Below are 25,339 nucleotides of genomic sequence, written 5' to 3'. Positions count from 1 at the left end.
GCAAGCGCCGCCCAGGGGCGGCTACCGGCGCTATCCCCGACGATAGAGCTCGAAGGCTTCTTCGCCGCCGGCATCCTCATGTACTATCGCCATCAGGCCGTGCACAACGGAGCTGGGATTTGAATGCTGGTAGATGTTGCGCCCATAGACCATGCCCATTGCACCCTGGCGCATCAAGGCGGCCGATTTGTCGAATACGGCGCGAAGGTCCTCCTTGCCGCCGCCGCGCACCAGAACCGGGCAGCGCGCCGCCTCGACCACACGATGAAAATCCTCCGGGTTGGTCGTGGGATCGGCCTTGACGATATCGGCACCCATTTCACGGGCCAACCGCGTCAACGTAACGATCTTGCCGGCATCGCCATCGACCATGTAGCCGCCGCGCTCTGTTACCGGCTGCATCACGAGCGGCTCGATCATCAGCGGCATGCCGTATTTCTCGCAATCGGCGCGCACGCGGGCGATGTTCTGCACACACTGGCGGAACAGATCAGGCTCATCCGGCAGCATGAAGAGGTTGACGACCACGCAGGCCGCATCCATTTGCAAGGCGCCGATCAGCGGCTCAGCATCATTCTGCAGCACGGCCCACATGTCGCGGTGGCGGATGCGATTATAGGGATTGCCCATGTCGATACGCATGACAAGGGCCGGCTTATCCTTGCCCGGAACCTCCTGCAACAGGTCGGCCTGACCATAGTTCATCTGGATGGCATCGGGCCTGGCATCGATCAGTGCCTTCACGACGCCTGGCATGTCCTCCAAACCATCGAGGAAGGACGGCTCGTTGCAGACGCCGTGATCGATCGCCACATCCAGGCAACGGCCGTTGCCGAACAGCCGGTTCATCCGGACTTTGCGGTTGTCTCGCATGGTTTACTCCTTTGTTCGTTTCTTGCAGCAAGGGTTTGTTCCGTAACGCCGTGGCGCTCCCGCATAAGAGCGAGAAAGCGGGTGCGTTCTTCGAGCCTGTCTCGCGTCGTCCAGGCCTTTTCGGCGGCAAGCAGGTCGAGGACAGCCTCGGTCATGACGAGCGACAGCTCGCCAGTCACGGCCAATGTCGTGCGTCGCAGCAACAGATCGTCGAGATGCTCGACCGCCTCCGTACGGACAAGATGGAGGAGCTCGCGCGCGCTGTAGCCGTCATGGGGCAGGCGATGATCCGGCTCCGCCGCGACGAAGCGGGCAATCTCTTCGGCATCCGTGCCATAACGTTCGAAAAGGATCGCCACACGCCCGAGCGGGACGCCTGTCACTGCCGAGACCTCCCGAATCCAGCCGTTGCGGTCCTTCGGAAAGGCCCGTCCGCCGCCGAACGTACGATCGGCCGTATCCACAAGGCGCGGTCGACCCAGCCGACCAAGCGCCATATCGGCAGCAAGCTCGCCAAAGGAGCGGAAGGTGGTCCACTTGCCGCCGATCATGCAGAGAACCGGCGGCCCGCCATCTTCTCCGTCGAGCACTGTGCAGAAATGATCGCGCGGAATACGGCCGGTGAAGCTGTCCTTGCTGGCCGGCAGCGGGCGCACGCCGGCAAACTGGAAGACGATATCCTCCAGACGGAGGCGAACACCCGGCAGCACGAAGGCAAGGGACTGCAGAATGTAGTCTCGCTCATCCGCCTCGCAACGCACCATGTCAGGATCGTCGACGCGGATATCCGTCGATCCCACAAGCACCTTGCCGAGATAGGGAAAGAGGATGCAGATGCGCCCGTCTTCGTTCTCGTAGTAGATCATATGCCCGTCGAGCATGTCGTGCAGCGCCGGACTGTCGACGATCAGATGCGAGCCTTTGGTGCCCCCCATCAGCCGTGCCGGTCGCGCATCTTCTGAGAAGAGTTTGCCGTTGGTGATATCGATCCAGCCGCCGGTCGCATTGATGACTAGCTTCGGCCTGATGGCGAAGCTCTCGCCGGAAATCTCGTCCTTGCATGCAAAGCAGCCAGGCGCCGTCTGCTCGATCGTCGCATAGTTCAATGCTTTCGCATGCGGGCCGGCGGAAAGTCCGTCACGCAGCAGCTCGATGCCGATGCGTTCGGGATGACTTACCCAGGCATCATAGTAGGTCGCGGAATTGCGGATCAACGGATTGAGTGCCGGCCATTTCCGCAGCGTCTCCTTGCGGCTGCGGAATTGATGGCCTGGCATCTGCATCCGCTTGCGCGTCAGGAAATCGTAAATGCCGAGACCGGCCTTGATGGCGATGGCGCCGCGCCGGCTCGGACGGCGGGTGAGGCCGAGAAACCGGATGACGCCATTGGCAAGGCCTGAGAAAATGTCGAAGATCGGCACCATCGTCGGCAATGGTGCAACGTAGTGGGGCGCGTTGCGCAACAGCCTGTCGCGCTCCACCAGCGATTCACGCACAAGGCTGAACTCGCCATTTTCGAGATAGCGCAATCCACCATGAACCATGCGCGAAGGAGCCGCGCTCGCGCCGGAACAAAAGTCGCTCTTCTCGACAAGCAGGACATCGACGCCCTGCAACGCCAGCTCGCGGAAGACGCTAAGGCCGTTGATGCCGCCACCGACGACGCACACCTCCACCATCGGGCTTCGGCGAAGCCCGTCCAATATATCTTTGCGGTTCATGATGGTTGTCCGTTACCCGTCCATGTTGACCAGTTTCGCCGCTATGGCGGCGTCTATGGCCGCAAGCTCTTCCGCCCCGAGCCGGAGCGTGCCTGCCCGCGCATTGTCGAGTGCCTGCGCCGGGTTGCGCGCGCCGCAGAGCGCGAAGGTCACGCCCGGCTGCGCCAAAGTCCAGGCAATGACCGTTTGCGCCACGCTCGCTGAATGTTGTTCGGCGAGCGGCCGGAGCGCTTCCGCAAAAGCCAGCACTTTGCGGCGGTTATCGACGGAGAAGCGCGGATTGCCCTTGCGCTGATCGTCACCCGAAAACACACGCGCCGGACCGACCGTACCCGACAACAGGCCAAGCGCCAGGGAGGAATAGCTGAGCGTCGACACACCGTTTTCAATTGTGAGGGGCAACAAGGCATCCTCGATTTCGCGATCGATCATGCTGAACCGTTCCTGGATCGCATCGAGCGCGCCGGCGCGAACATACTGATCGAGGTCGGACCGGCTGACATTGCTTGCACCGATCGCACGGATTTTCCCTGCCCGTTTGAGATCCTCAAGGGCTCTTATCGTCTCCTCGATCGGTGTCGTCGCGTCCTGCCAATGGGTGATATAGAGATCGATGTAATCGGTGCCGAGCCGCCTGAGGCTTTCCTCGACCTCATGGATGATCGAATCCCGGCCGAGATAGCGATGGACGGGTTTGCCGTCCTGATCGAAGAAATGGCTCCCCTTGCGGGTATGCCAGACAAGGCCGCATTTCGTGGCGATCACGGTCTGGTCGCGCCGACCCTTGATGGCCTTGCCGACGATCTCTTCCGATCGGCCGAGACCATAGGCGGGCGCAGTGTCGATGAGCGTGACGCCGGCATCGAGCGAGGCCTGGATGGCGGCGATGGATTCCGCCTCGTCCGTTCCACCCCACATCCAGCCGCCGACCGCCCATGTTCCCAGCCCGACGGCCGAAGCCTTGACACCGGAACGTCCGATGTCACGGACCAACTGTTCGCCGCTCATGCGGAAACTCCTTCCTCGGATGCCATTTCAAGGATGCGCGCACCGGTCGCCTCGTCGGTGACGAGCGTATCGATATGATTGCCGCGCATGACGCTCAGGATCGGGCCTGCCTTGTTTGGCCCGCTCGCCACGCCGATCTTCATCGGGATCGAGGCAAACTCCGGCAGCGTCAACGATACCAGCGAACGATTGAGGCTGTAATCGCAGATCCGGCCCCGGTCATCGAGCAGGTGGGCCAGCAATTCGCAGCTCGCGCCGGACCGCTCGATCGCCAAACGGTCTGTGCTGGAGGACGGGTGCAGGTCGTAATAGCTTGAATCGTCCGTCAGGATGGAACCGATGCCGACGACCGCCACCTTGGCTTCACGCGCCCGTTTGAAGACATCGGCGACGGAGCGCATGTTGATCAGCATCGCCCTTTGCTCGGCATCGTCGGCAAAGAGCGGCGCGTGGATCTGATAGGAATGTCCGCCAAGCCGGTCGGCCATCAGCGTCGAAACATGATTGACATCGGTGTAGTGCTTGCCTTGGACGCAGCCCGTCGCCGGAATGACTTCGACGTCGAAACGACGCGGCGCCTGCAGCCCTGCAACGACGGCGCTGACACCCTTGCCGCCCGTGATGCAGATCGTGTCGCCATCGGCGATCTCTTCCAGCAGCAAGCGCGCGGCCGCTTCGCCGACGGCAAGCAGCGCGGTCTGCGGATTGTCCGAGACGGTCGGCACCACGACTGCGCGGCTGATGCCGCCGAGAGCCAGGAGCCGTTCTTCCATATCGACGAGCGGTTCGACCGGGGACTTGATCTTGATTTCGACGAGACCAAGCTGGCGGCCCCGCTTGATGAGACGGTTGACGGTGGCGTGCGATATGCCGAGCTGATCGGCGATCTGCGCCTGGGTGAGCCCTTCCAGGAAGTGCAAGACCAGTGCCTGGTGCATTTGGCGCGCTATGACGATTTCTTCGCGCGGCGCGGTGGTTGTCTTGGGCTTCAATTTGGCGATCGGCATGTCAGGCGGCCTTCCGTTTGTGCAGAAGATGGTCGATGGAAACGGCGGTGAGCAGAATGCACCCCTTGATCATGTCCTGCCAATAGACCGAGACGTTCAGCAGGATCAGCGAACTTGTGACCACCGAGAGAAGCGCAATTCCGAGAATGGCGCCGAGGATCGTCCCCGAGCCGCCGCTGAGCGATGCCCCGCCGATGACGGCCGCCGCGATGATATTGAGCTCCATGCCGACGCCGAAGGTCGGTGTCGCGGCACCGAAGCGCGACATGTAGATGACCCCTGCCGTACCGGCGAGCGTGGAGCAGAGCACGGTCACCCAGAACTTGACGTGGCTGGTCTTGATCCCGGAGTAAAGCGCAGCTTTCTCGTTGCTTCCCGTATAAAAGACTTTGCGAAAGGCGGTCGCCCGACGCAGCAGGAAGTCGAATATGACGACGACCGCAACGAAGATCAGGATGACATAGGGAACCCCGTAAAAAGTCCCCTGCCCCACCGCCTTGAAGCTCGGCGGCAAGGTAAAGAGCGACAAGGGTGTTCCCTTGGTGATGATGAGGCAGATGCCGCGCACGATCACCATGGCAGCAAGCGATGTAATGAAGTGGCTAAGGCCGACCACCGTCACGAAAAATCCCATGATCCCACCGATCGCGCTGCTTGCCAGGATGCCGATCAGCGACGCGGTCCATGGATCGAGCCCCGCCAGAAAGAGCGAGCCGGACAGTACCATCGCGAAGCAGACCACGGACCCGACCGCAAGATCGATGCCTCCCACGATCAGCAGGATCGTCATGCCGACGACCACGATTCCTTCGACCGAAAAGCTCATGAGCATCGCGCGGAAATTACCGAACGTCAGGAAATGCGGCGAAGCGAAGCTCATGATCACGCTGAGCGCGAGAATGATCGCGATCAGCCCGGCCTCGCGCATCGTGCCGATGCGTTTGAAGGACGATGTTTTCGGCGCATTTGTCGCTATCGTGTCGGTTGCCATATCCCTCTCTCCCACTTTTTCCTCACGCGGCATGGTTCGTGGCCCTTGCGGCGCCTATTCCCGAAGCCAGGCGGATCACAGCCTCCTCCGTCATCTCGTCGGCATCGAGCTCACCCGCGATGCGCCCCTCGCGGACAACGAGCACGCGATCGGAAAGCCCGAGCAATTCCGGCATTTCAGAGGATATGACGACGATACCGATACCGGAGCGCGCAAGCTCGCGCAGAAGCCTGTGAATTTCCGCCTTCGCACCGACATCGATCCCGCGTGTCGGCTCATCCATCACGATGACCCTGGGCGTGACCGCCAGCTGCTTGGCGATCGCCACCTTCTGCTGGTTACCGCCGGAAAGCGATTTGACCGGAGCGTCGACACCGCTCATGCGCACCGACAGCCGCCTTGCGAGATCTTCCGCGCGCGCCGCCTCGACGCGACCCTTGAGCAGTCCGGCGGAATTGGACAGCGATTTCAAATCCAGAACGGAGATATTCTGCGCGATCGACATGTCGAGAAACACGCCCGAGCCCTTGCGATCCTCCGAAAGATAGACAATGCCCGCCTTCACCGCATCGGAATAGGATTTGATCTTCTCCATCCTGCCGTGCAGTCGGATCGTACCCGCGATACGGGGCCGCAGTCCGCAAATGCCCTCGGCGATTTCCGTGCGGCCGGAGCCGATCAGACCGCCTATGCCGAGGATTTCGCCCTGGCGCAGCGAGAAGCTGACATCATGGAAGCGTTCGCCGTCGCCCATATCCCGAACATCAAGGATCGTCTCGCCGGATGCCTCGCCTGGCTGCAGCTTTTCGGGATAGAGCTGGGTAATCTCGCGCCCCACCATCCGCCGCACCACGTCGTCGGGCGTGATATCGGCAACGCGTTCGGTGCACACGTAACGACCGTCGCGCAAGACAGTCACACGGTCGCAAAGGCTGAATATCTCCGCCATGCGATGGCTGATATAGATGATCGAGATACCATTCGCCTTCAGGTCGCGAATGATCGAAAAGAGTTGCTGCGCTTCGGTTTCCGTCAGCGCCGCCGTCGGCTCGTCGAGGATCAACACGCGGCAGTCAAGCGTCAGCGCCTTGGCAATTTCCACAAGCTGCTGGCTGGAGATCGACAGATCCGCCACCTTGCGGCGCACATCGATTGCGGCAAGCCGGTTCATCACGGCCTGCGCGTCGCGCTCCAGTGCCCGGTAATTCATGAAGGGCGCACGGCGGCGATTGGTGGCGGCCATGAACATGTTTTCCGCCACCGTCGCATCCGGACAAAGCGCGATTTCCTGATGCACCAGCCCGATGCCGAGCATCTGGGCCACGGCAGGAGACGTGATGCGCACGGGGCTGCCGTCAACGCGGATCTCACCTTCGGTCGGCTGCACCACGCCGGCAATGACATTCATCAGCGTCGACTTGCCGGCGCCGTTCTCGCCGCAAATCGCATGAACCTCGCCCCGCTCGAGCGTGAAGCTGACGTCCGACAACGCCAGTACCGTCCCGAAATGCTTGGTCACGCCCTGTATGGTGAGTATCGGCTGCGCCACGTCATTCCTCCCTACCCCAAAGGTCATCCGCGCCTGGACGGCGCGGATGACGCCTATGTGGAGCCTATTCCTCGATGCCCTTTGTGCCGCGACGCTTCAGGTACTTGTCCCAATAGAAGTCTTCGGCATTGTCCGCCGTGACGATGGAAAGCCCATTGTCGACCACAGGAATGCTCATCGGGTTGAAGCCGGAACGCTTGGCGTCATTCATCGGATCGATCAGTTCCGGATGCTTGGCAAGCCAGAGCAGGACGAAGCCCATGTAGCCCTGCATGCCCTGGTTTGGGTTGATCGAGCCAAAGACTTCGCCGGCCTTGATCATGTCGAGAATATTGGCGTTGACGTCGGCGCACATGACGAGAACCTTGCCGCCGCTCTCCTTGCTGGCCTGGGCCGCACCGATGGCGGAATTCGCTTCCGGCATGAAGACGGCGCCGAGATTGGGATGAGCCTGGATGAGGCTGAGCAGGCCCTGATAGGCCTTGGTCGGATCCTGGTTCGATGCGGCGCGACCGACAAGCTTCATGTCGGGCCATTTCTCCGTCATACGCCCGATGAAGGCGGCGATGCGCTTGTCGTGATTGTCCTGACCGGGATTTTCCAGAACCGCATATTCGCCCTTGCCGCCCATCTTCTTGGCGATCGCATCGGCCGCGTAGATGCCTTCGCGGGTGTTGTCCGAGGTGATGAAGGAAACCCGCTTCGAGAGTGGGGAATCGGCGGCGAATGTGACGACGGCCGTACCCTGATCGATCGCGCGGTTGATCGGTTCGATGAACGGATCCGAGTTCATCGGATGGACCAGAATACCGGCGGGATTCTGCGCAAGCGCCTGGTCGAAGGTGGCTATCTGCTTGTTCACGTCATATTCCGGCGTACCGGTGTATTCGGTTTCGCAGCCGAACTGCTGCCCGGCCTGCTTGAACATTTCATAGACGGGAAACCAGTATTCGACGCCGGAGACCATGACGTTCATGACATATTTTTCGCCAGGCTTGCAGCGAAACGGATTATTCGTTTCCGCGGCCGCCGTGCCGGCAAAAAGCGTTGCTGCAAGGACCGCAATCGCGGTCGTGCCAAGAAAATTGCGCAAGCGTCCTCCTCGAGGCCGAAGCCCCTCCCAAAAGTGCGAAGCGTCCCAAGACGCTGTTTATTCTTGTGAAATCAGGCCTCCTCCTCGAAACCTGATGAGAACAGCTAACCACAATGAAATGTGGTGTCAATATAATTCATTCAATGAAATATATTTCATTGTTTCCACGAGCCGTCTTGGATCGCCCTCGATCTGATGCCGTATTGAGGCAATACTACCGTCCATGACGCGATCTTGCGAAGGCGTCCGACGGCAGTCTCCCCAAATTGGTCTTTGCGGTCAGGTCTGTTGCAGCTTCCACGTCCGGATTTCGAACGGCATGATGTCGGCGCCCCCGGCGCGCTCCATCGGCTCTTCGAGGATGTTCAGCGGGCCGGATGCCCGCCATCCCGACGACAGGGTCAACGACAAGCGGCCACGCCGACCGGCTGGTTCGTAGAGCCGCAGGACAAGACCCTCGCCTTGCTCGGCTACCTTCAAGCCGGAGAGCGCGACCGATATGCCTTCGACACCGAGCGGAGAGAATGTGCCTGCCGCGAGGCCGCTTGCCTCCGTGCTGACCAGCGGCTGGTTGAGATCGATCGCCTCCGACAGAACACCACCTTCGTGCCAGGCGCCCTCATGCGGCATCAGCGCATAGGCGAAGCTCTGCTGGCCTTCGTCGGCCAGCGGATCGGGATAGATCGGCGAACGTACCAGGCTCATGCCGATGACATTGCCTCGGGCGCTGTGTCCGTATTTGGCGTTGTTGAGCAAGGCAACGCCGAAGCCAGGTTCGCTTAGATCGACGAAGCGGTGCGCCGCCGCCTCAAACATTGCTTGTTCCCAGGAGGTGTTGGTGTGTGTCTGCCGCTCGACGACGCCGAAGGCGCATTCGAAGGTCGCGGTGCGCGACCGCACGGCAACCGGGTTCAGCGTCCTGAGCAGGGTGCGCCGGTCGTGCCAATCGAGCGTCGTCTCGATATCGAGCCTGCGGGCGTTGGCGTTCAGAACATAAGTCTGCGTGACGGTCGAGTTGCGATATCGATTGACAACACGGATCGCGGCGCGGTGGGGACCGTCCTCAACCAGGGTGATACTCTCCGGCTGATCGAGGCAAATGCCTTTCTCGGCATAATCGGCATCGACATCCCAGGCATCCCAATTTCGCGGCTTATCAGCGGGATAGACCCAGAGCTGATTGGCAGCTCCCTCGATCGCCTCGCGCCCGGTCGCCTTGTGAACAAGGCTCGACACGGCGCCATCCTTGCCGATAACGACAGACAGATGCTCATTTTCGAGGTGATGGCTGTCGGCTTTCAGCGCGCCGGTCGGTCTGATCGTCTTGCGGTCGAAGACCGCGACGGAAAGCGGTGCGACGGAATCGGCGGATGCCAGGACGGTTCCATCGGCAAGTGTTACGGTGAGTGGCCGTGGCGACAGCGACGGGTTGACGACAACAAGCGCATTCGTGACGTCGCCCGCTGGAATATGGGCCAGCAATGCCTCGAGCGCCTTTGCTTGCTCGGCCCTGGCATTGCCGATGACACCATCAAGCTCCCGCTCGGCATCGACATAGACCTCGCGAATGCTCGATCCCGGCAGGATATCGTGAAACTCGTTCTTCAGGACGACGCGCCAATCCGCCTCGAGGCTTTCAGGTTTGGCAGCACCCAGCATATGGGCAAGCGAAGCCAGCGTCTCAGTCGTTATCAGCGCCCGTTCGGCCTGACGGTGCTTGCGCTTGACGCCGCTTTGCGTCGTCAGCGTGGCGCGGTGCAATTCGAGGTAAATCTCGCCATCCCAGACCGGCAACTCCCTTTCCGCGGCAGTGCGATGCGCCTTTTCATAATAGCCCTTCACAGTGCCCCAGCGCGCCCTCGGGATTGCCGGGAAGTCCCGCAGTTGCACTTCACGCTCGACCATTTCCGGCGTGACGCCGCCGCCGCCGTCGCCGTAACCGACGGCCAGCAGCGAGGTATCGTGCCGCGCCTTGCCGCGGAAATTCTTCCATGTCGGTACGAAGCAATCCGGCTGCACGAAACCATTATAGCCGTGCATGGGATTATCGAAGGTATGGGTCAGCACCTTGCTGCCATCGAGACCCTTCCACCAGAATAGGTCGGACGGGATATGATTGGTCTCGCTCCAGTTTACCTTGATCGTGAAGAAGCTGTCGATACCGCCGAGTTTGAGAATCTGCGGAAGCGCGCCAGAAAAGCCGAAACAATCCGGCAGCCAGCAGACGCTATGGCGCAGGCCGAAATGCTTTTCGAAATAGCGCTGACCATAAAGCACCTGACGGGCGAGGCTCTCTCCCGTGGGCATGTTGGTATCAGGCTCGACCCACATGCCGCCGACGGTCTCCCACTTGCCCTCCGCAACCTTCGTCTTGATCCTTTCGAGAAGCTCGGGATCGTCCTCTTCCATCTGTGCGTAATAATGGGCGGTCGATTGATTGAAGCGGAAGTCGTCAGAGCGCTCCATCAGCGAAAGCGCGGTGTTGAACGTGCGGCGCATCTTGCGGCGCGTCTCGCCATAGGGCCAGAGCCATGCAAGATCGATGTGCGCGTGACCGGTCAGCAGCAGCTCCCCATTTTGCGGAAAGCGCAGCTGGAGCTCCTTCAGCTGCGCAAGCAGCCGATCGTAAGCAGCGGCAGCCGAGGCGCTCTGCGCGTCGCTAAGGCCGACAGGGTTTTCCTCAAGCTCGGGCAATTCCCAGATCTTCTGCTGCATTACCGCGCCGGACGTGCGCGAGATATAGGCCGCGGTGTCCGAAGGCCAATCGAGGCTGCGTAGCGCCCCTTCGGCTGCCTCGATCAGATGTGGCACGACCTCATGGTCATCCAGGACGCCGGCCGCTTCGCAGATCTGACGCAACAGGAGATGCAACCGGTGCACCGCTTCGTCCAGCAAGATCAGCCGGGCCCTGTTCAATCGCGGTGCCCGGTTCGGTTCGCCGAAGGGAAAACGGGCAACACTTTCCGTCGAAATCGAAAACTCCCTGCTCTTGAGCGGAAATTCCTGGTGATAGGGGTCGAGCCCGAATGTCTCGCTGTTGTCGTCGGGATAGCGTAGCGTCAGCAGGCTCTCGCCGCCGAGATCGAGCTGCAGGCGGATCTGGTCGAGCGGCCAGTCATGCGGTGCGGTTGTGGATGCCGAAAAGTGGACTGTCCCCCTGCGATGCGGCCAGTCCTGGTGAAGGGCAATCGGCTCGCCGTCGAAGGTCCAGCCATCGATGATGCGGCTCTGCCGGTCGCGCCAATGGACAAGCTCGGCTGTACGGACCTTCAGACCATCGAGGCGTTGGGAAATGGTGAGAGACATGGCAGGTGTCCTATCCGGGAAATCGACAAAAGACGTGCTGAGAAGACAAAAATCGCGCGATTTCATTGCAAGCTCCGCTCCCCGTCTCCTCTCACGGATCGCGTGACGAATCTTAGATTAAGTAACTTTGTTTTTGCGTCAAGCAGGCAAAATAGGTTGCTAGATTTTAGACGCGTACGGATGTACCGGTCTATCCGAGAGCCCAATGTCCTTATCGTGCCGGCAGGTGTGAACTCCACCCACGTGATTTTGCCGTCGTCAAAGAGGACGACAGCGAGTGCATAAAAGCCGTTCAGATCACGGATTGCGAAGAGCTGCTGCCACTTGTTGCGCCGATGAATCCGGCGACCCTTGATCTGATATCTCATCTCAGCGGCGTCGATTGGGTCGTAGCCACGGATCTAAGTATTTTTCTATCTTACAACTTTTCTGTCAGTGGCTGTCGAAAGACGCCATGACCGTTCGTCTATGGACTGAGAAAAACAGGAGGCCATCTCAAATGAAGTTATATTTCAGCCGGAATCCCAACCCGCGCCTTGCAGTCGCCGTTGCTCGGCTTTTGAACGCCAATATCGAATTTGAGTTTGCGGCACCTCGCGATCCCGGCCAAGCCGACCGCTATAGGCATCTCAATCCCAACCTTCTTGTACCGATCCTTGAATATTCGGGTCGGACATTGTGGGAAAGCGATGCCATCGCCTGCTGGCTTTCTCGGAAAGCCGGGTCGACCCTTTGGCGAACGGATGACGATGAACCAGAAATGATAAGATGGATCAGTTGGGGCAAGGAAAACTTCGTTAAAGCATGTGACATCGTGCACTGGGAGCGAGGGACTAAGCTGCGATACGGTATCGGCGCCTGTGACGATCGGATGGTGGAGGAGGGCCTGAAGCAATTCCATGAAGCCGCGCTGATCCTGGATCAGCAACTCACCAATCGACAATGGCTTATAGGCGACACAATTTCCTTCGCCGATCTTCGCATGGCGACATTTTTGCCATTCAACGACGCCGCCCGCTTGCCGATCGAAGACTACGCATCGATCGCCCGCTGGTCCAATCAGCTCGATCGGATCGAAGCCTGGCGTGATCCATTCATTGGCTTGAATGCGCCGCTCCCACCGCCAATCGTAAGTAATTTCTAGCCAACCGCGCCTGCATTTGCGGCATTTTTCGGGCATAACTTGTCGAGAAATCTCGCGTCGGGAATTCGACTGCTCCGCATAGGAAAGCGCGAGATGACTTGATAGCTGCACGCGGCCGCACCATAGTTGGTTGTCCTGCTTCCGTGCGAACACCGATCCGCTAAGGTTCTGTCCGGAATATTCCGACACGTATCTTTCCCGAGCGAAACCATCTCGCCAGGTGAAATAAATATGCTTATGAAACGATCGATAAGCAGGCAAAAACCCTAGGATTTCCCATGACGCACAGAAAATGGAGCAAGGCGGTCACGATCGCCCTTGAGAACCCAGATGAATGGGTGGTCATCGATACAACGCAGGCGGCCAGTTGGGCACTCATTGAGGATTGGCCGCTTGAGGAGGCGACTGCATTGGACCGGGCATTGTCGGTCTGCGCCGATGTAATCAGCGGCAAGCGAACCCCAGAAGACGCTCGCCTGGCGTTCATCGATGCTGTCAAGGAAGCTGGGATACCTATGAAGGAGGCGTGATGTCACATTGCGCCATGACCCGATATTGACGAACGGATGGCAAGGGACCTTCCGGTGTTGGCCGTGCCGAAAATATTTCGCCAGCGGCGGCGCGCTACACGCCTTGAGCCGATTGGAACTTCTCAGCCTCTCACCTTGCGGAATTAAGAGGCGATCGTTCACGGACAACCCCGTTAAGGAATATTGGAAGGCTCACCGAAGGCGCGACATTGTCGGGCCTCTTTTGTGGCTTGCGTTTGGCTGCCGTCAGATGCATGCATAAAACAGCAGGGACATGCTGAAGATCACTTAAGATGGTACGATAGCAGGCATAACGAAATCAATGGCTTGCAAGGTCCGATTGGAAAATGGTTAGGGGCATCGACATGCGCCCTTGATAGGCAGGCATCGAGATGTTCATGGAAGTCGGTTATGCGGTATCTTCGATCTGGGCCTAGACGGCACCAGCCTGAGGAAACGGACGCCGTCCGGGGTAAGACACTCGGTCTGCGATCAGGAGAAATCGCCGACAGGAATATCCGCGTCATCCTGGAGGCGATCCGCCGTCACGGGCCGTTGACGCGCATGGAGCTCGGAAAGCATTCCGGATTGACGGGCCCTGGGATCACCAACATTTTGCGACGCCTTGGCGACGAAGGGCTGGTGACCTCGCATCGGCGCAATGGCGCCGGCAGTGGCGCGACATCGGCGGAATTCGCGCTGCGGCCCGAGGGAGCTTTTTCGATCGGTGTCCGCGCCCGTCAAAGCCGCGGCGAAGCCGTTCTCGTCGATCTCAGCGGCCAGGTTCACGACCGCGTCTATTTTTCCCTCACCCGTGCAACGAGGGTCGCAACGATCCTGTCGGCCATCGAGACCTTGATCGGTCGTCATGCCGGCCTGCCAATCATGGGACTGGGGATAGGCTCGAACGACTGGACTGCGGAAGAGAGCGAACAGTTGAACGCGGCATCGAAGCTTCCACGCAGCTATGTGGAGACGGAGTGCACCGCAAGCCTGCTGGCAGAGCGCACGATCGGCGCGCCGGCTCCGCAAGGCGGATTGGCCATGATCATCATCGACGAGGATGTCCAGGCCGGCTTTCTGGTTCGCGGCATTCCCTATTCCGGCGTTCATGGCCGAGCGGGTAATATCGGCGATATGCGCACCGGCCCCGACAATGTCCAGCTGAGCACGGTCGTCGGTTTCGGTGCGCTACGCAGATTGGTCAGCGATGACGAATTCAGCCGCCTTGTAGAAGGCGAGGAACTCTCTTCTCCACTGTTGGCGGAATGGATACACGAGGCGGCAAGCCACCTGCTCGACCCGATCATTGCGATTGCTGGCTTCATCGCGCCGAGCGTTATCATGATCGGCGGCGACCTGCCGCGCGGTGTCATTGAGGCACTGATCCATCAGCTCTCCGTCGAGCGCCGCGACACCTCGAAGCGACCCTTCCTGACGCCATGGATTTCGCCGATGAAGCCCGCAAGCTTCAGTGGCGGCGGCGTCGCATTGGGAGCGGCACTCCTGCCTTTCCTCAACACCCTGCTGCCGCCGATCGCCGGCTGAGCCTCGATATCGGCTCAGGCAAGCGCCTCATCCTTATGGCTGATGTCAGACGCAAGCGCCTTGTCCAGGACTTTCTGGATGTTTGCCGCCCGGCGGAAGGAAGGTTCCTGCGTCTTGCCGGCCCTGACGGCCTGAACGAAACGCTGGTAGTTCGTCTCGACCGCATCGAAGTCGATATCGCGCCACGTCGCCGTGTGAACGTCTTCGCCGAGGCAGGCGCGAAGCGTCGACCTGCCCGTATCGTAGACCATCTCGATCGAACCCGTCTCGCCGTAGACCCTCAGACGCAGCTGGTCCATTTGACCGGCAGCGGTGCGCGTCGCCTGGATGGTGCCGATCGCTCCCGTCGTGAAATCGACATTCATGGTGAAGCTGTCATTCGCATCGAGGTCATAGTCGCCGATCCTGTCACCCGGCGCTTTGTCGAATGTCTTTAGCCGGGCAAAGACATGCGCGATATCGAGGCCGGAACCGTAGGAGGTGAAATCGACGATATGGATGCCGATGTCGCCGAGCGCTCCATTGGAACCGTGCTTCTTGCTGAGACGCCACAGCCATTTGCTCTCCGACTTCCAATCCCCCCAATGCCTTCCGACAAGCCAACTCTGCAGATGGGAGGCTTCGACATGCCGTACCTTGCCGATCTCGCCGGCCAACACCATCTGCCGCCCCTTCTGCAAGGCGGGCGAATTGCGATAGGTGAAATTCACCATGCCAACCTTGCCCGCCTTTTCGATGGCTTCGGTCATTTCCATCGCCTTCGTCGCATCAGTCGCGAGCGGCTTTTCGCAAAAGACATGTTTGCCGGCCGCAATCGCCTGCAGTGTCGTCGGGTGATGGACGGCGTCGGGCGTCACATTCGCGACGGCATCGAACTCGCCCCAGGCAAGCGCTTCTTCGAGCGAGGCGAAACGATTGGGGATGCCGTGCTCAGAGCAAAAAGCGGCCAGCCGCTCAGGCACGACGTCAACGCCGCCCACGACGCTGACGCCCTCGATCTCCTTGAAACTTGCCGCATGCTTATTGGCCATTCCGCCGGTGCCGAGAATGAGTAGGCGCATCTGATCCTCCATGAATGTCAGGTTTGGCTATCTCCATAGCCGGGGCAAAACCTCACCGCCCATCGCGGCTGCCCGCAATGGCTCGACTGTTTCGTGATCGGGAAATGCGGATCGGGGCCGCTAGCTGCTGTTGAATGTCGCCAGCATCTCAATCCTCCCAAGCTGCGGCTTGACATCAAACCAAAGTAACTTAATCTAATTAATGCAGCATGGAAATGAGGAGAGGTCAACTGGCCGCCAGGCTGTATCCGTTCAAAATGGGGAGGAGACCCATCATGAAGAGAGCGTTCGTCAGCGCGCTAGCGCTGAACACAATGTTGTTTTCAGTGCCTGCCGCATTTGCCCAAGAATTGGCGACAAAGGACAGGATCGGCCTTGCCGACGCGCCGAAAACACTCTCTGTCCGCCTTACGAACGACAGCCCCAACAATGCCGACCCGTTGATTGCCCAGGGCTACCAAAAGCTCTTCGTCGACTTCATCAAGAAACATCCCGACTGGAAGCTGCAGATGCAGTTCATGTCTGCGGATATCGGCACCGAACAGGCGAAAATGCTCGAACAGGCCAAGGCCGGCAATGCTCCGGATTGCGCCGCCGTCGACTCCTTCGTGCTCTCGCAGTTCATGGTCAACCATGTGCTTGCCGACTTCACCCCCTACTTCTCCAAGGATGAGGTCGCCGATCTCTTTCCCTTCATCCGCAACGGCATTACCGACAAGGACCAGACCATCCGCGCCTGGTGGTGGGACACCGACCTTCGCGTGCTCTACCGCAACAAGTCTATCATTGCCGATGCTCCACAGACCTGGGATGACCTGAAAAAGGCCGGCCTTGCTTCCGTCAAGGAAGGCATGGAGGGCATCCTCTTCAATGCCGGCCGTTACGAGGGCTCGACCTTCGACTGGCTTGCGAACTACTGGGCGCTTGGCGGTAAGCTGGTCGACGATACCGGCAAGCCGGTCTTCGGCGAGGGCGAAAACAAGGAGAAATTCCTCAAGGCGCTCACCTACTACAAGGATCTTGTCGATTCTGGCGCCGCGCCCAAGCGTGTGACGACGATCGCCAATTATGACGACCTGAACGCGGCGGCCGCTGCCGGAACCACGGCCCTCTTCATCGGTGGCAACTGGCAGCTAGCCCAATTGAAGGCAACGCTGGACGAGGATGAATTCGCCAACTGGACCTTCTCGCCGATCCCCGGCCCGACGGCCGATCAGCGTTCCACCGGCACCGGCGGCTGGACAATCGCCTCGTTCGCCAAGGATAAGGACAAGGTCGAGATGTGCGCCAACCTTGCCCGCGACGTCTACATGGGACCGGGCAACGCGCTGCAGCAGCAATTGCCGACGCGCAAGTCGCTGTTCGACAAATATGCGGTCTTTGCGACGGAAGCCAACAAGACCTTCGCCGAGGCGCTCGCCAACGGCCAGGCACGTCCCGGCGCTCCGATCTATCCGGAAATATCCAACCAGATCCAGATCATGATGGGTGACGTCCTCTCCGGGACCAAGCAGCCGGAAGAGGCGCTGAACGCGGCATTCAAGGCAACGATGGAGGCCTACAAGCGTCTCTAACGATTGCGATCACGGCAGCGCCCCTTGCGGGCGCCGCCGGCAGTATCAACCCGGACAGAGAAGCCCAATGACCCCTATCGCCATCGAGGCTGCCAGCCGGCCGCACAGTAGATCGTTCATGCGCCGTTTCGCCGGCGCACCGCTGCCCTGGATCATGCCCGTGATCATCGTCATCGGCATCTTCTATCTCTATCCGATGATCGACGTGTTCCGTCTGTCCTTCACCAATGCGACGCTGATCGGCGACAATCAGGATTATACGCTCGGCTCGATTGCCAACATGCTGAGTTCGCCGCAGCTTCCCGACATCCTGTGGGCGACCGTCGTCTTCGTCGGCGGCAGCGTCATCGGCCAGCAACTTCTCGGCCTTGCCGTCGCCGTCGTCGTCGTTCGCGGCGAAAAGCGCGGCCTCTTCGGCACGACGATCCTGAGAACCACGGCGCTCATCGCCTGGGTCGTGCCTGGGATTGCCGGCGGCATCATCTGGCAGATGCTGTTTTCGGAAGCGCCCTATGGCGCGCTGAACAGCATCCTGCGGCTCATGCACCTACCGACAGTCGCCTGGCTTTCCGATCCCGCGATCGCTCCCTGGTCTGCACTGATCTCGAACATCTGGCGCGGCACGGCCTTTTCGATGGTCGTCATGTATGCCGCGCTCAAGTCCATCGACCCTTCGCTTTACGAAGCGGCTGAGGTCGATGGCGCAACGGGCCCACAACAATTCTTCTTCATCACCATTCCGCAGCTGCGCGCAGCCATGCTCGTCAACATGATCCTCATTACCATCATGACGCTCAATACGTTCGACGCGATCATCACCTTGACGGGCGGCGGGCCCGGGCGTGCGACGGAGGTCATATCGCTCTATGTCTTCAACATCGTCTTCCGCAATTACGACCTGTCCGGCGGAAGCGTGCTTTCCGTTCTGATGCTGATCATCAGTCTGGGCCTTGCCTGCGTCTACGCGGCCTTCCTGCCGAAGGAGGACGAACAATGAGCAGACGCACCGGCTCTCGCTTCGGCGATTTCCTGAGCTATCTCTTCATGCTGGCGATGTTCGTCTTTTTCGCCGGCCCGCTCACCTACCTCCTGTCGATGGCGCTGCGCGACAAGCGGGAGATCTATCGCGGCGCGGCGCGCTATATCCCGCACAATCCGACCATCGACAATTTCATCACCGTGCTCAACAACAGCTATTTCCCGCTCTATCTCTGGAACGGCCTGAAGCTTGCGGCCTTGAGCGGCTTCGGCGTCCTGATCGTCGCCCTGCCCGCGGCCTATGCCTTCTCGCGCTTCCAGTTCCGGGGCAAGGGCCTGTCGATGATGGGACTTCTGCTGTTCCAGATGATCTCGCCGCTGGTCATCATGGTGCCGCTCTACCGCTACATGAACCGCCTCGGCCTGCTCGACACGCATTTCGCCGTGACGATGGTTTATATCGCTCTTGGCGTTCCGCTTGCGACATGGCTCTTGAAGAACACGGTCGACGGCATTCCGCGCAGCCTCGACGAGGCAGCGATGATCGACGGCTGCAATCGCTTTTCAGTTTTCTGGCGCATTGTTCTGCCGCTATCGGCACCGGGCATCGCCTCCGTCTTCATCATCACCGTAATTGCCGGCTGGTCACAATTCCTCGTGCCTTTTTTGCTGCTCACGCAAAACAATTTGATGCCGATCGGCGTCGGGATCTTTAACTTCCGCGGGATGCAAACCGACTCGTCCATCCAGCTGCTTGCGGCCGCCTGCCTCATCTCCGTCGTCCCGGCGATCGTGGCGTTCCTGTCGCTGCAGCGACTGATCCTTGGTTCCATGACCAGCGGCTCGGTAAAGGGATGAGGCCGAACTTGCACGTCCGTGGCTGATTAAGGGATTTCGACGATGAACCAAACAACCGGCGTCAAGCTGTCGCCCGACCTGACGGGAGCCAATGTCGAGGATGCGGGCGAGCACAACCGAGCCGTGGTTCTGCGCTGCATCCATCGGCAGGCGCCGATTTCGCGTGCCGAAATCGCCCGGCAGACGGGTTTCACCAAGCCGGCAATCGCGCGCATCGTCGACCGCCTGCTCGACGAGGGCCTCATTATCGAGGCCCGCCGGCGCCACGGCCTGAGGGGGCAGCCGGCGATAGAGCTCGAGATCAACCCCGACGCCTTCTTTGCAGTCGGCATCAATATCGATCGCGATCATTTAACGATCCTCGCCGTCGATGCGGTCGGCAACGTGCGTGCCCGCGTCCACCACGAGAAGCGCTACATCCTGCCGAGCGAATTCATGCAGTTGACCGCCGACGCAATATCGCACTTCCAGCGAAACCGGTTGATCGATGACGCCCATCTTGCCGGCATCGGTCTCGCCATGCCGGATTGGCTTGGCGAGATCGCCTTCATGGGCAAGCCCGACGATTATGGTGAATGGATGGACTTCGACGTACGGGCCGCATTGGAGGCCCTGACGCAGCACCCGGTCTTCATCGAAAACGAAACCAACGCGGCGGCGCTGGCAGAGCTCGACTACGGGCTTGGCGCCGAAAGCCGCAGCTTCTTCTATATTTCGATCAATGCCTGCCCCGGCGGCGGGCTGGTTCTCGACGGCAACGGCCATCGCGGCGCCATGGGCCTCAGCGGCGAGATCGGCTGGCTGCCGATCGCCGATCCCCGGGACAAGGGAGGCCAGAAAGTCGAGCTGCTCGGTGAAATATTCTCGCTCTTCTTCCTCTACAGGTTTCTGGGCGAACACGGCATCGAGGCAAGCGTACCATCCGACCTCCTTACGCTGGATGCCCGCGGCAAGAAGCTGGTCTCGCAATGGCTGAAGGGGATGAGCGCGCATCTCGCCGTCGCGGTCAAGCATATCGGCATGATCGTCGATCCCGACGCCATCATCCTCGGCGGCCGCATGCCCATCCGCATGATCGATGAGCTGCTGCGATACGTTCATGAACATCTCGACATGGAGGATACCGCGCTGCCATCCATCCATCGTGCTTCGCTCGGCGAGGACGCCTGCGCGATCGGTGCCGCCGCCATGCCGATGGCGGCGGCCCTCATGCTCGCCTCGGCCGACGAGGTCCAACGCACGCGCTCGCCACTCAAATTCATGGATCGCCTGAACAACTGAACATGAACAACTGAATTGGCGGCCACAGCCGCGGGGAGGATTTCGATGAGGATCGGTTTTTATACGTCGACGTTCAACGACAGGCCGTTCGAGGAGGTGGTGGACTTTGCTGCTGCCACTGGCTTCGATGCGATCGAAATCGACGTCCGCGGTCATATCAAGACACCGGACAAAGTACGGGCGGCCGTAGCCCTTGCCCGCGATCACGGCCTCTTCGTCTCCTCGATTGCCTTTTTCGGCAATCAGCTCGATGCCGATCGTGGCAAGCGTAGTGAACTTCGAGCCGTCACCGAGGAGTTCGCTGAAGCAATCGGCGAAACCGGCGTACCGATCTTCGTGATCTTTCCCGGCCGCGACGACAGCGCGGATGAAGGGGCCAACCATGATGATTTCGCCGAGTTCGCCAACAGGCTGATCGCCAGGACGGCGGCGAGCGGGCTGATCTTCGCGATCGAGAATTGGCCGGGGCCTAAGGACAATTTTATCGGCACCACACCGAAAAGCTGGCAGGAGCTCTTCAAACGGATACCCGACTGGCGCTTCGGCCTCGAATTCGACCCTTCCCATCTCATCCGCATCGGCATCGATCCCTATGCCGCCATGGACGCGGTGAAGGACCGCATCGCCATCCTTCACGCCAAGGACACGGCAATCGATACGGCCGTGCAGCAGGCCATCGGTTATCACGGCAAGGGATGGTGGCAATACAAGCTGCCGGGCCACGGCCTTCTCGATTGGCCGCGCTTCCTGCGCCAGGCGCGCGCCACTGGCTTTGACGGCACGCTGTCGATCGAGCATGAGGATGCCGCCTACGGCTGGCCGGGCAAGGATCTTACCCAACGGAAGGAAGGCGAGCGGATCGGTCTCGATTATCTTAGAAGCGTCTTGAGCGCACTTTAACGGCAACCGGGAGGACGGAAATGGCCCATGTTAGAGTGCATGACGCACGCAAGGATTATGGCGCGTTCAAAGCCATCAAAGGTGTGTCGGTCGATATTCGCGATGGCGAGTTCGTCGTGCTTGTCGGCCCGTCGGGCTGCGGGAAATCTACCCTGCTCAGAATGATTGCCGGGCTGGAGGGAATCACCTCGGGCGAGATCCAGATCGGCAAGCATATCGTCAACGATCTCGCGCCGAAGGATCGCGACATCGCGATGGTTTTCCAGAACTACGCTCTCTACCCGCATATGACGGTCGCGAAAAACATGGGCTTCTCGTTGCGGCTGAAGCGGATGCCGAAGGCAGAGATCGATCAGCGGGTTGGCAATGCTGCCAAGATCCTCGGTCTTGAGAACCTTCTCGAGCGATATCCGAAGCAATTGTCGGGTGGCCAGAGGCAGCGCGTGGCAATGGGCCGCGCGATCGTGCGCGATCCTGCCGTCTTCCTCTTCGACGAGCCGCTGTCGAACCTCGATGCGAAGCTCCGCGTCCAGATGCGATCCGAAATCAAGGAAATGCACCAGCGGCTGAAGACCACCACCATCTATGTCACGCACGACCAGATCGAGGCGATGACGATGGCCGACAAGATCGTCGTCATGAAGGATGGCCTGATCGAACAGGCGGGCTCACCGCTCGATCTCTATGACCGCCCCGCCAATCTGTTCGTCGCCGGCTTCATCGGCTCTCCCGCCATGAATTTCATCGGGGGCACCATGGCGAACGAAGGCTTCCGTACGATCGACGGAATCGTGCTGCCGAGCGGCCGCCATCCTCCTGCGGCGGTCACCTATGGCATCCGACCCGAGGACATCAGGCTGGTCGCCGATGGCATCGAGGTGGAAACCATCGTCGTCGAGCCGACGGGATCGGAAACGATGGTCCTTGCACGGCTGGGCACGCAAACGATCACCTGCGTCTTCCGCGAACGGATCAGGGCGGCACCCGGCGATGTCCTGCGCATCGCGCCGGTCAACGACGCGGTCCATCTGTTCGACGAAAGCGGACAGCGCATTGGTGATGGAAACGCTCGATAGCCGCATTGGCGGACGGCTTTTCACAACGATGACAAGGCATCAAACGTATGGCCGGCGACGGTTGTCACGGACGAGTGGCGCACTACTTACGCGAACATATGTCGAGGTGACCAATATTTTTGAGACGGTCGGGGTGATTTTTTGAGATACTCGTTCCCAACACTTCTCGTCGCGATCTGGTTTGGCTTTTCATCGACGCCGGGCTCTGCAAGCATGGCCCCTTCAAATCAGGCTGAAGCGGCGGCCTCATATCAAGCACTTGATGCGCTTGCGCGCCAAACCCGTGCGCAGGGTGATTTGCCGCGCTGGTCGATATCAGATCACGCCAAGGTCCTCGGACGTTTTTGGGACACGAAGGCGACACTGGGTAGCCCACCCTATACATCGTCCGACATCCCAGCACTTCTGGCGATCGCCGATCGCGCCGGCGCGCTTTTGAAAACCTATCTGCTGTTTGCACCCCAGCCCGGAACCCTGCCCGATACCGCCGCCAATACGTCTAAATATCAGGACGAAGTCTCGCGGGCGGCCGCCTATCTGCTGAAGGCTCACGCAGCCGAGCTCGAGGCGATGTCCGACTTTGTAAGGACGCTTCCCGTTGCAGAAATGACCGCGCCGCGCCGGGCCGGATTGCAGCAGGCACGCCTTGGTATCAATGAGATGATGACGAGCGTGACCTTGATGGTCCGCTCGCCGGGTCTAAATCCCGCTAACCGCGACATTCTGCTGAGCGCGCTTGCGGACAACGCCGCAGTCATGGCTGCCGCAACCCCTCGCGCCGATAGGGCGGCTCTGATCGCTCAAACCGAGGCAATTTTGCCGGCGCTAACCGGATCAGAACGCGAGAAGGCGCTCGCGTTCAAATCGACCTTCGAGCATGGCGAGTGCGGCGTGCTTTGTGCCCTCGAAGCAAATTAGCCGGCGAAATCGACTGAGCCGAGGGCCATGCCGGCCCTCCCCATTCCGGAGAAGAGCCGCTCCCATGACGTGTTCGTCGTGCTGCTCAGGCCCAGCTTTGTCGCTGGGCCTCTGTGCATGCAACCCTCATGGTGTATCGGGTGTTGCGGCGGCAGCCTCCGGCTCCGCTATCGCCGCATCGACTGCTCTCTTGCCCTTGAAGACGCGGCGGACGGAGACGAAGAGCAGCGGGATGAAGAAGATGCCGAGCACGGTTGCCGATATCATGCCGCCCATGACGCCGATGCCGATCGAGTTCTGGCTGCCGGAACCGGCCCCGTTGGCGATCGCCAGCGGCAGAACGCCGAGGATGAAGGCGAACGAGGTCATCAGGATCGGTCGCAGGCGTTGCCTTGCCGCCTCCAGGGTAGCGTCGATCAGGTTCTTACCATGGTTCTGCTGCTCGATGGCGAATTCGACGATCAGGATGGCGTTCTTGGCCGCCAGGCCGATGGTCGTCAACAGACCGACCTTGAAGTAAACGTCGTTCGACTGGCCGAACAGGGTTGCGGCAAGCAAGGCGCCAAAGATGCCGATCGGCACCGACAGCATGACGGCGAGCGGGATCGACCAGCTTTCATAGAGCGCTGCGAGCGCCAGGAACACAACCAGGATGGAGATGGCGTAGAGCTGGCTTGCCTGGTTGCCGGAGAGCTTTTCCTGCGCCGACAAGCTGGTCCACTCATGGCTGAAACCTGGCGGCAGGCTCGTCATGATTTTGTCGATCTCGTTCATGGCGTCGCCGGACGAGACTCCCGGAGCAGCGGCACCCTGAATTTCGACGGCGGACGAGCCGTTATAGCGTTCCAGGCGCGGCGAGCCATAGGTCCAGATACCCGTGGCGAATGCCGAGAAAGGCACCATGTCGCCGCTGGAGTTGCGCACGTACCAGCGGTCGAAGTCCTCGGGCTGCATTCGGAACTTGCTATCGGCTTGCACATAGACTCTCTTGACGCGGCCACGGTCGATGAAGTCGTTGACATAGGTGCCGCCCCAGGCGGTCGATAGCGTCGCGTTGATATCAGCCAGATCAACGTTCAAGGCGCGGGCCTTTTCCTGATCGATATGGATCGAATATTGCGGCGTATCGTCCAATCCGTTCGGGCGTGTTCCGCTCAGCTTCGTGCTTCCCGATGCCGCACCCAGCAGTTGGTTACGGGCGGCGATCAACGCCGCATGGCCGGAGCCGTTGATATCCTTGATGAAGAGATCGAAGCCGCTATTGTTGCCGAAGCCCGGGATTGCCGGCGGCGCCAGCGCAAAGACGTTGCCGTCCTTGATCTTCGAGAAGGCCGCCATCGCCCGCCGGGCGATCGCCTGGGCGGAGGCTTGCGGCGTCTTGCGCTGATCGAAATCCTTCAGATCGACGAAGGCGACAGCCACATTCTGGCCCTGACCACTGAAATTGAAACCGACGCTTCCGAATACGCCTTCCACATAGTCTTTCTCGTTGGTCATATAGTAGTCCATGACCTGATTGAGCACTTTGCGGGTGCGCTCGGCCGTCGCGCCCGGCGGGAGCTGAATGCTCGTCAGCAGTCGTCCCTGGTCCTCGTCCGGAAGGAAGGAGCTGGGCAGACGATTGAAGAGATAGCCGACACCGACACCGATCAGGACGAAGATCACCAGGAAGACGGCGCCGCGGCGGATCATACCATGGATGGTTCGCTGATAACCCCGCGTTCCCCGCTCGAAATTGCGGTTGAACCAGCCAAACAGACCACGTTCTCTCGCGCCATGAACCGGCCGCTTCAAAATAGTTGCGCAAAGGGCAGGCGTCAGAATGAGAGCGACGATGACGGACAGCACCATCGCCGAGACGATCGTCACCGAGAACTGCCGGTAGATGACACCGACCGAACCGGAGAAGAAGGCCATCGGGAT

At 60.1% G+C, this 25,339-nt stretch carries 20 protein-coding genes; 10 read left to right on the top strand and 10 right to left on the bottom strand.

What is annotated here, in order from left to right:
- Nucleotides 1–30: 30 nt before the first annotated feature.
- The 8 genes from BJ928_RS36225 to BJ928_RS36190 form a co-directional block, all read right to left on the bottom strand.
- Nucleotides 31–873, bottom strand: a complete 843-nt coding sequence (locus BJ928_RS36225) for a class I fructose-bisphosphate aldolase (RefSeq protein ID WP_047636394.1) — start codon at nt 871–873, stop codon at nt 31–33.
- Nucleotides 846–2,594 carry a glycerol-3-phosphate dehydrogenase/oxidase gene (locus BJ928_RS36220; RefSeq protein WP_047636395.1) on the bottom strand — a complete coding sequence of 583 codons (1,749 nt, stop codon included), beginning with the start codon at nt 2,592–2,594 and terminating at the stop codon, nt 846–848. The genes BJ928_RS36225 and BJ928_RS36220 overlap by 28 nt, the downstream gene beginning before the upstream one ends.
- 12 nt (nt 2,595–2,606) lie before the next feature.
- Nucleotides 2,607–3,602, bottom strand: coding sequence for an aldo/keto reductase (locus BJ928_RS36215; RefSeq protein WP_047636397.1), 996 nt, complete (start codon nt 3,600–3,602; stop codon nt 2,607–2,609).
- Nucleotides 3,599–4,609: a sugar-binding transcriptional regulator gene (locus tag BJ928_RS36210; RefSeq protein ID WP_047636398.1), complete on the bottom strand. Its 1,011-nt coding sequence runs from the start codon at nt 4,607–4,609 to the stop codon at nt 3,599–3,601. The genes BJ928_RS36215 and BJ928_RS36210 overlap by 4 nt, the downstream gene beginning before the upstream one ends.
- Nucleotide 4,610: 1 nt before the next feature.
- Nucleotides 4,611–5,600, bottom strand: a complete 990-nt coding sequence (locus BJ928_RS36205) for an ABC transporter permease (protein ID WP_047636400.1) — start codon at nt 5,598–5,600, stop codon at nt 4,611–4,613.
- Nucleotides 5,601–5,622: 22 nt separating this feature from the next.
- Entirely contained in the window at nt 5,623–7,149 is a 1,527-nt protein-coding gene (locus BJ928_RS36200; RefSeq protein ID WP_047636401.1) for a sugar ABC transporter ATP-binding protein, read from the bottom strand.
- Between the two features lie 64 nt (nt 7,150–7,213).
- Nucleotides 7,214–8,242: a substrate-binding domain-containing protein gene (locus BJ928_RS36195; RefSeq protein WP_047636402.1), complete on the bottom strand. Its 1,029-nt coding sequence runs from the start codon at nt 8,240–8,242 to the stop codon at nt 7,214–7,216.
- A 279-nt stretch (nt 8,243–8,521) separates the two neighbouring features.
- Nucleotides 8,522–11,548, bottom strand: coding sequence for a glycoside hydrolase family 38 C-terminal domain-containing protein (locus tag BJ928_RS36190; RefSeq protein ID WP_047636432.1), 3,027 nt, complete (start codon nt 11,546–11,548; stop codon nt 8,522–8,524).
- Between the two features lie 499 nt (nt 11,549–12,047).
- Here BJ928_RS36190 and BJ928_RS36180 point away from each other — a divergent pair, with 499 nt between their 5' ends.
- From BJ928_RS36180 to BJ928_RS36170, 3 genes are all read left to right on the top strand, one after another.
- A complete protein-coding gene (locus BJ928_RS36180; RefSeq protein ID WP_047636406.1) occupies nt 12,048–12,692 on the top strand; it encodes a glutathione S-transferase family protein in 645 nt (214 codons plus the stop codon).
- Nucleotides 12,693–12,970: 278 nt separating this feature from the next.
- Nucleotides 12,971–13,222: a DUF982 domain-containing protein gene (locus tag BJ928_RS36175; protein ID WP_047636408.1), complete on the top strand. Its 252-nt coding sequence runs from the start codon at nt 12,971–12,973 to the stop codon at nt 13,220–13,222.
- A 411-nt stretch (nt 13,223–13,633) separates the two neighbouring features.
- On the top strand, nt 13,634–14,770 hold the full coding sequence (locus BJ928_RS36170; RefSeq protein WP_047636410.1) for an ROK family transcriptional regulator: 1,137 nt from the start codon (nt 13,634–13,636) through the stop codon (nt 14,768–14,770).
- A 14-nt stretch (nt 14,771–14,784) separates the two neighbouring features.
- Here the strand turns inward: BJ928_RS36170 and BJ928_RS36165 are convergent, their stop codons facing one another.
- On the bottom strand, nt 14,785–15,831 hold the full coding sequence (locus tag BJ928_RS36165) for a Gfo/Idh/MocA family oxidoreductase (protein ID WP_047636433.1): 1,047 nt from the start codon (nt 15,829–15,831) through the stop codon (nt 14,785–14,787).
- Between the two features lie 275 nt (nt 15,832–16,106).
- On the opposite strand from BJ928_RS36165, the gene BJ928_RS36160 reads away from it, so the two are divergent.
- The 7 genes from BJ928_RS36160 (at nt 16,107) to BJ928_RS36130 (ending at nt 23,416) form a co-directional block, all read left to right on the top strand.
- Entirely contained in the window at nt 16,107–17,405 is a 1,299-nt protein-coding gene (locus tag BJ928_RS36160; RefSeq protein WP_047636411.1) for an extracellular solute-binding protein, read from the top strand.
- A 67-nt stretch (nt 17,406–17,472) separates the two neighbouring features.
- Nucleotides 17,473–18,402: a sugar ABC transporter permease gene (locus tag BJ928_RS36155; protein WP_047636413.1), complete on the top strand. Its 930-nt coding sequence runs from the start codon at nt 17,473–17,475 to the stop codon at nt 18,400–18,402.
- Nucleotides 18,399–19,241: a carbohydrate ABC transporter permease gene (locus BJ928_RS36150; protein WP_047636415.1), complete on the top strand. Its 843-nt coding sequence runs from the start codon at nt 18,399–18,401 to the stop codon at nt 19,239–19,241. The genes BJ928_RS36155 and BJ928_RS36150 overlap by 4 nt, the downstream gene beginning before the upstream one ends.
- A gap of 42 nt (nt 19,242–19,283) precedes the next feature.
- Nucleotides 19,284–20,522 carry an ROK family transcriptional regulator gene (locus BJ928_RS36145; protein WP_047636416.1) on the top strand — a complete coding sequence of 413 codons (1,239 nt, stop codon included), beginning with the start codon at nt 19,284–19,286 and terminating at the stop codon, nt 20,520–20,522.
- Between the two features lie 45 nt (nt 20,523–20,567).
- Complete coding sequence (locus BJ928_RS36140; RefSeq protein WP_047636417.1) at nt 20,568–21,422, top strand: sugar phosphate isomerase/epimerase family protein; 855 nt, start codon at nt 20,568–20,570, stop codon at nt 21,420–21,422.
- A gap of 20 nt (nt 21,423–21,442) precedes the next feature.
- Nucleotides 21,443–22,498, top strand: coding sequence for a sn-glycerol-3-phosphate ABC transporter ATP-binding protein UgpC (ugpC, locus tag BJ928_RS36135; protein WP_047636419.1), 1,056 nt, complete (start codon nt 21,443–21,445; stop codon nt 22,496–22,498).
- A gap of 213 nt (nt 22,499–22,711) precedes the next feature.
- Nucleotides 22,712–23,416, top strand: a complete 705-nt coding sequence (locus BJ928_RS36130) for a hypothetical protein (protein ID WP_245432759.1) — start codon at nt 22,712–22,714, stop codon at nt 23,414–23,416.
- Nucleotides 23,417–23,542: 126 nt separating this feature from the next.
- Here the strand turns inward: BJ928_RS36130 and BJ928_RS36125 are convergent.
- Nucleotides 23,543–25,339: efflux RND transporter permease subunit (locus BJ928_RS36125; RefSeq protein ID WP_183079509.1), on the bottom strand; the 1,797-nt coding region annotated here is incomplete at its 5' end.

Origin of the sequence: Rhizobium sp. WW_1 (genome assembly GCF_003610155.1) — a bacterium.
GTDB classification, from domain to species: domain Bacteria; phylum Pseudomonadota; class Alphaproteobacteria; order Rhizobiales; family Rhizobiaceae; genus Rhizobium; species Rhizobium tropici_A.
The sequence above is the reverse complement of the archived record's forward strand: the minus strand, read 5'-3'. Positions and strand labels throughout refer to the sequence as shown.

Bases quoted from the DNA above. Each gene is read 5' to 3' on its own strand.
- BJ928_RS36205 (WP_047636400.1), bottom strand. From the start codon at position 5,600: ATGGCAACCGACACGATAGCGACAAATGCGCCGAAAACATCGTCCTTC.
- BJ928_RS36170 (WP_047636410.1), top strand. From the start codon at position 13,634: ATGCGGTATCTTCGATCTGGGCCTAGACGGCACCAGCCTGAGGAAACG.
- BJ928_RS36165 (WP_047636433.1), bottom strand. From the start codon at position 15,831: ATGCGCCTACTCATTCTCGGCACCGGCGGAATGGCCAATAAGCATGCG.
- BJ928_RS36155 (WP_047636413.1), top strand. From the start codon at position 17,473: ATGACCCCTATCGCCATCGAGGCTGCCAGCCGGCCGCACAGTAGATCG.
- BJ928_RS36225 (WP_047636394.1), bottom strand. From the start codon at position 873: ATGCGAGACAACCGCAAAGTCCGGATGAACCGGCTGTTCGGCAACGGC.
- ugpC (WP_047636419.1), top strand. From the start codon at position 21,443: ATGGCCCATGTTAGAGTGCATGACGCACGCAAGGATTATGGCGCGTTC.
- BJ928_RS36150 (WP_047636415.1), top strand. From the start codon at position 18,399: ATGAGCAGACGCACCGGCTCTCGCTTCGGCGATTTCCTGAGCTATCTC.
- BJ928_RS36140 (WP_047636417.1), top strand. From the start codon at position 20,568: ATGAGGATCGGTTTTTATACGTCGACGTTCAACGACAGGCCGTTCGAG.
- BJ928_RS36130 (WP_245432759.1), top strand. From the start codon at position 22,712: ATGGCCCCTTCAAATCAGGCTGAAGCGGCGGCCTCATATCAAGCACTT.
- BJ928_RS36160 (WP_047636411.1), top strand. From the start codon at position 16,107: ATGAAGAGAGCGTTCGTCAGCGCGCTAGCGCTGAACACAATGTTGTTT.
- BJ928_RS36175 (WP_047636408.1), top strand. From the start codon at position 12,971: ATGACGCACAGAAAATGGAGCAAGGCGGTCACGATCGCCCTTGAGAAC.
- BJ928_RS36190 (WP_047636432.1), bottom strand. From the start codon at position 11,548: ATGTCTCTCACCATTTCCCAACGCCTCGATGGTCTGAAGGTCCGTACA.
- BJ928_RS36180 (WP_047636406.1), top strand. From the start codon at position 12,048: ATGAAGTTATATTTCAGCCGGAATCCCAACCCGCGCCTTGCAGTCGCC.
- BJ928_RS36210 (WP_047636398.1), bottom strand. From the start codon at position 4,609: ATGCCGATCGCCAAATTGAAGCCCAAGACAACCACCGCGCCGCGCGAA.
- BJ928_RS36215 (WP_047636397.1), bottom strand. From the start codon at position 3,602: ATGAGCGGCGAACAGTTGGTCCGTGACATCGGACGTTCCGGTGTCAAG.
- BJ928_RS36145 (WP_047636416.1), top strand. From the start codon at position 19,284: ATGAACCAAACAACCGGCGTCAAGCTGTCGCCCGACCTGACGGGAGCC.
- BJ928_RS36220 (WP_047636395.1), bottom strand. From the start codon at position 2,594: ATGAACCGCAAAGATATATTGGACGGGCTTCGCCGAAGCCCGATGGTG.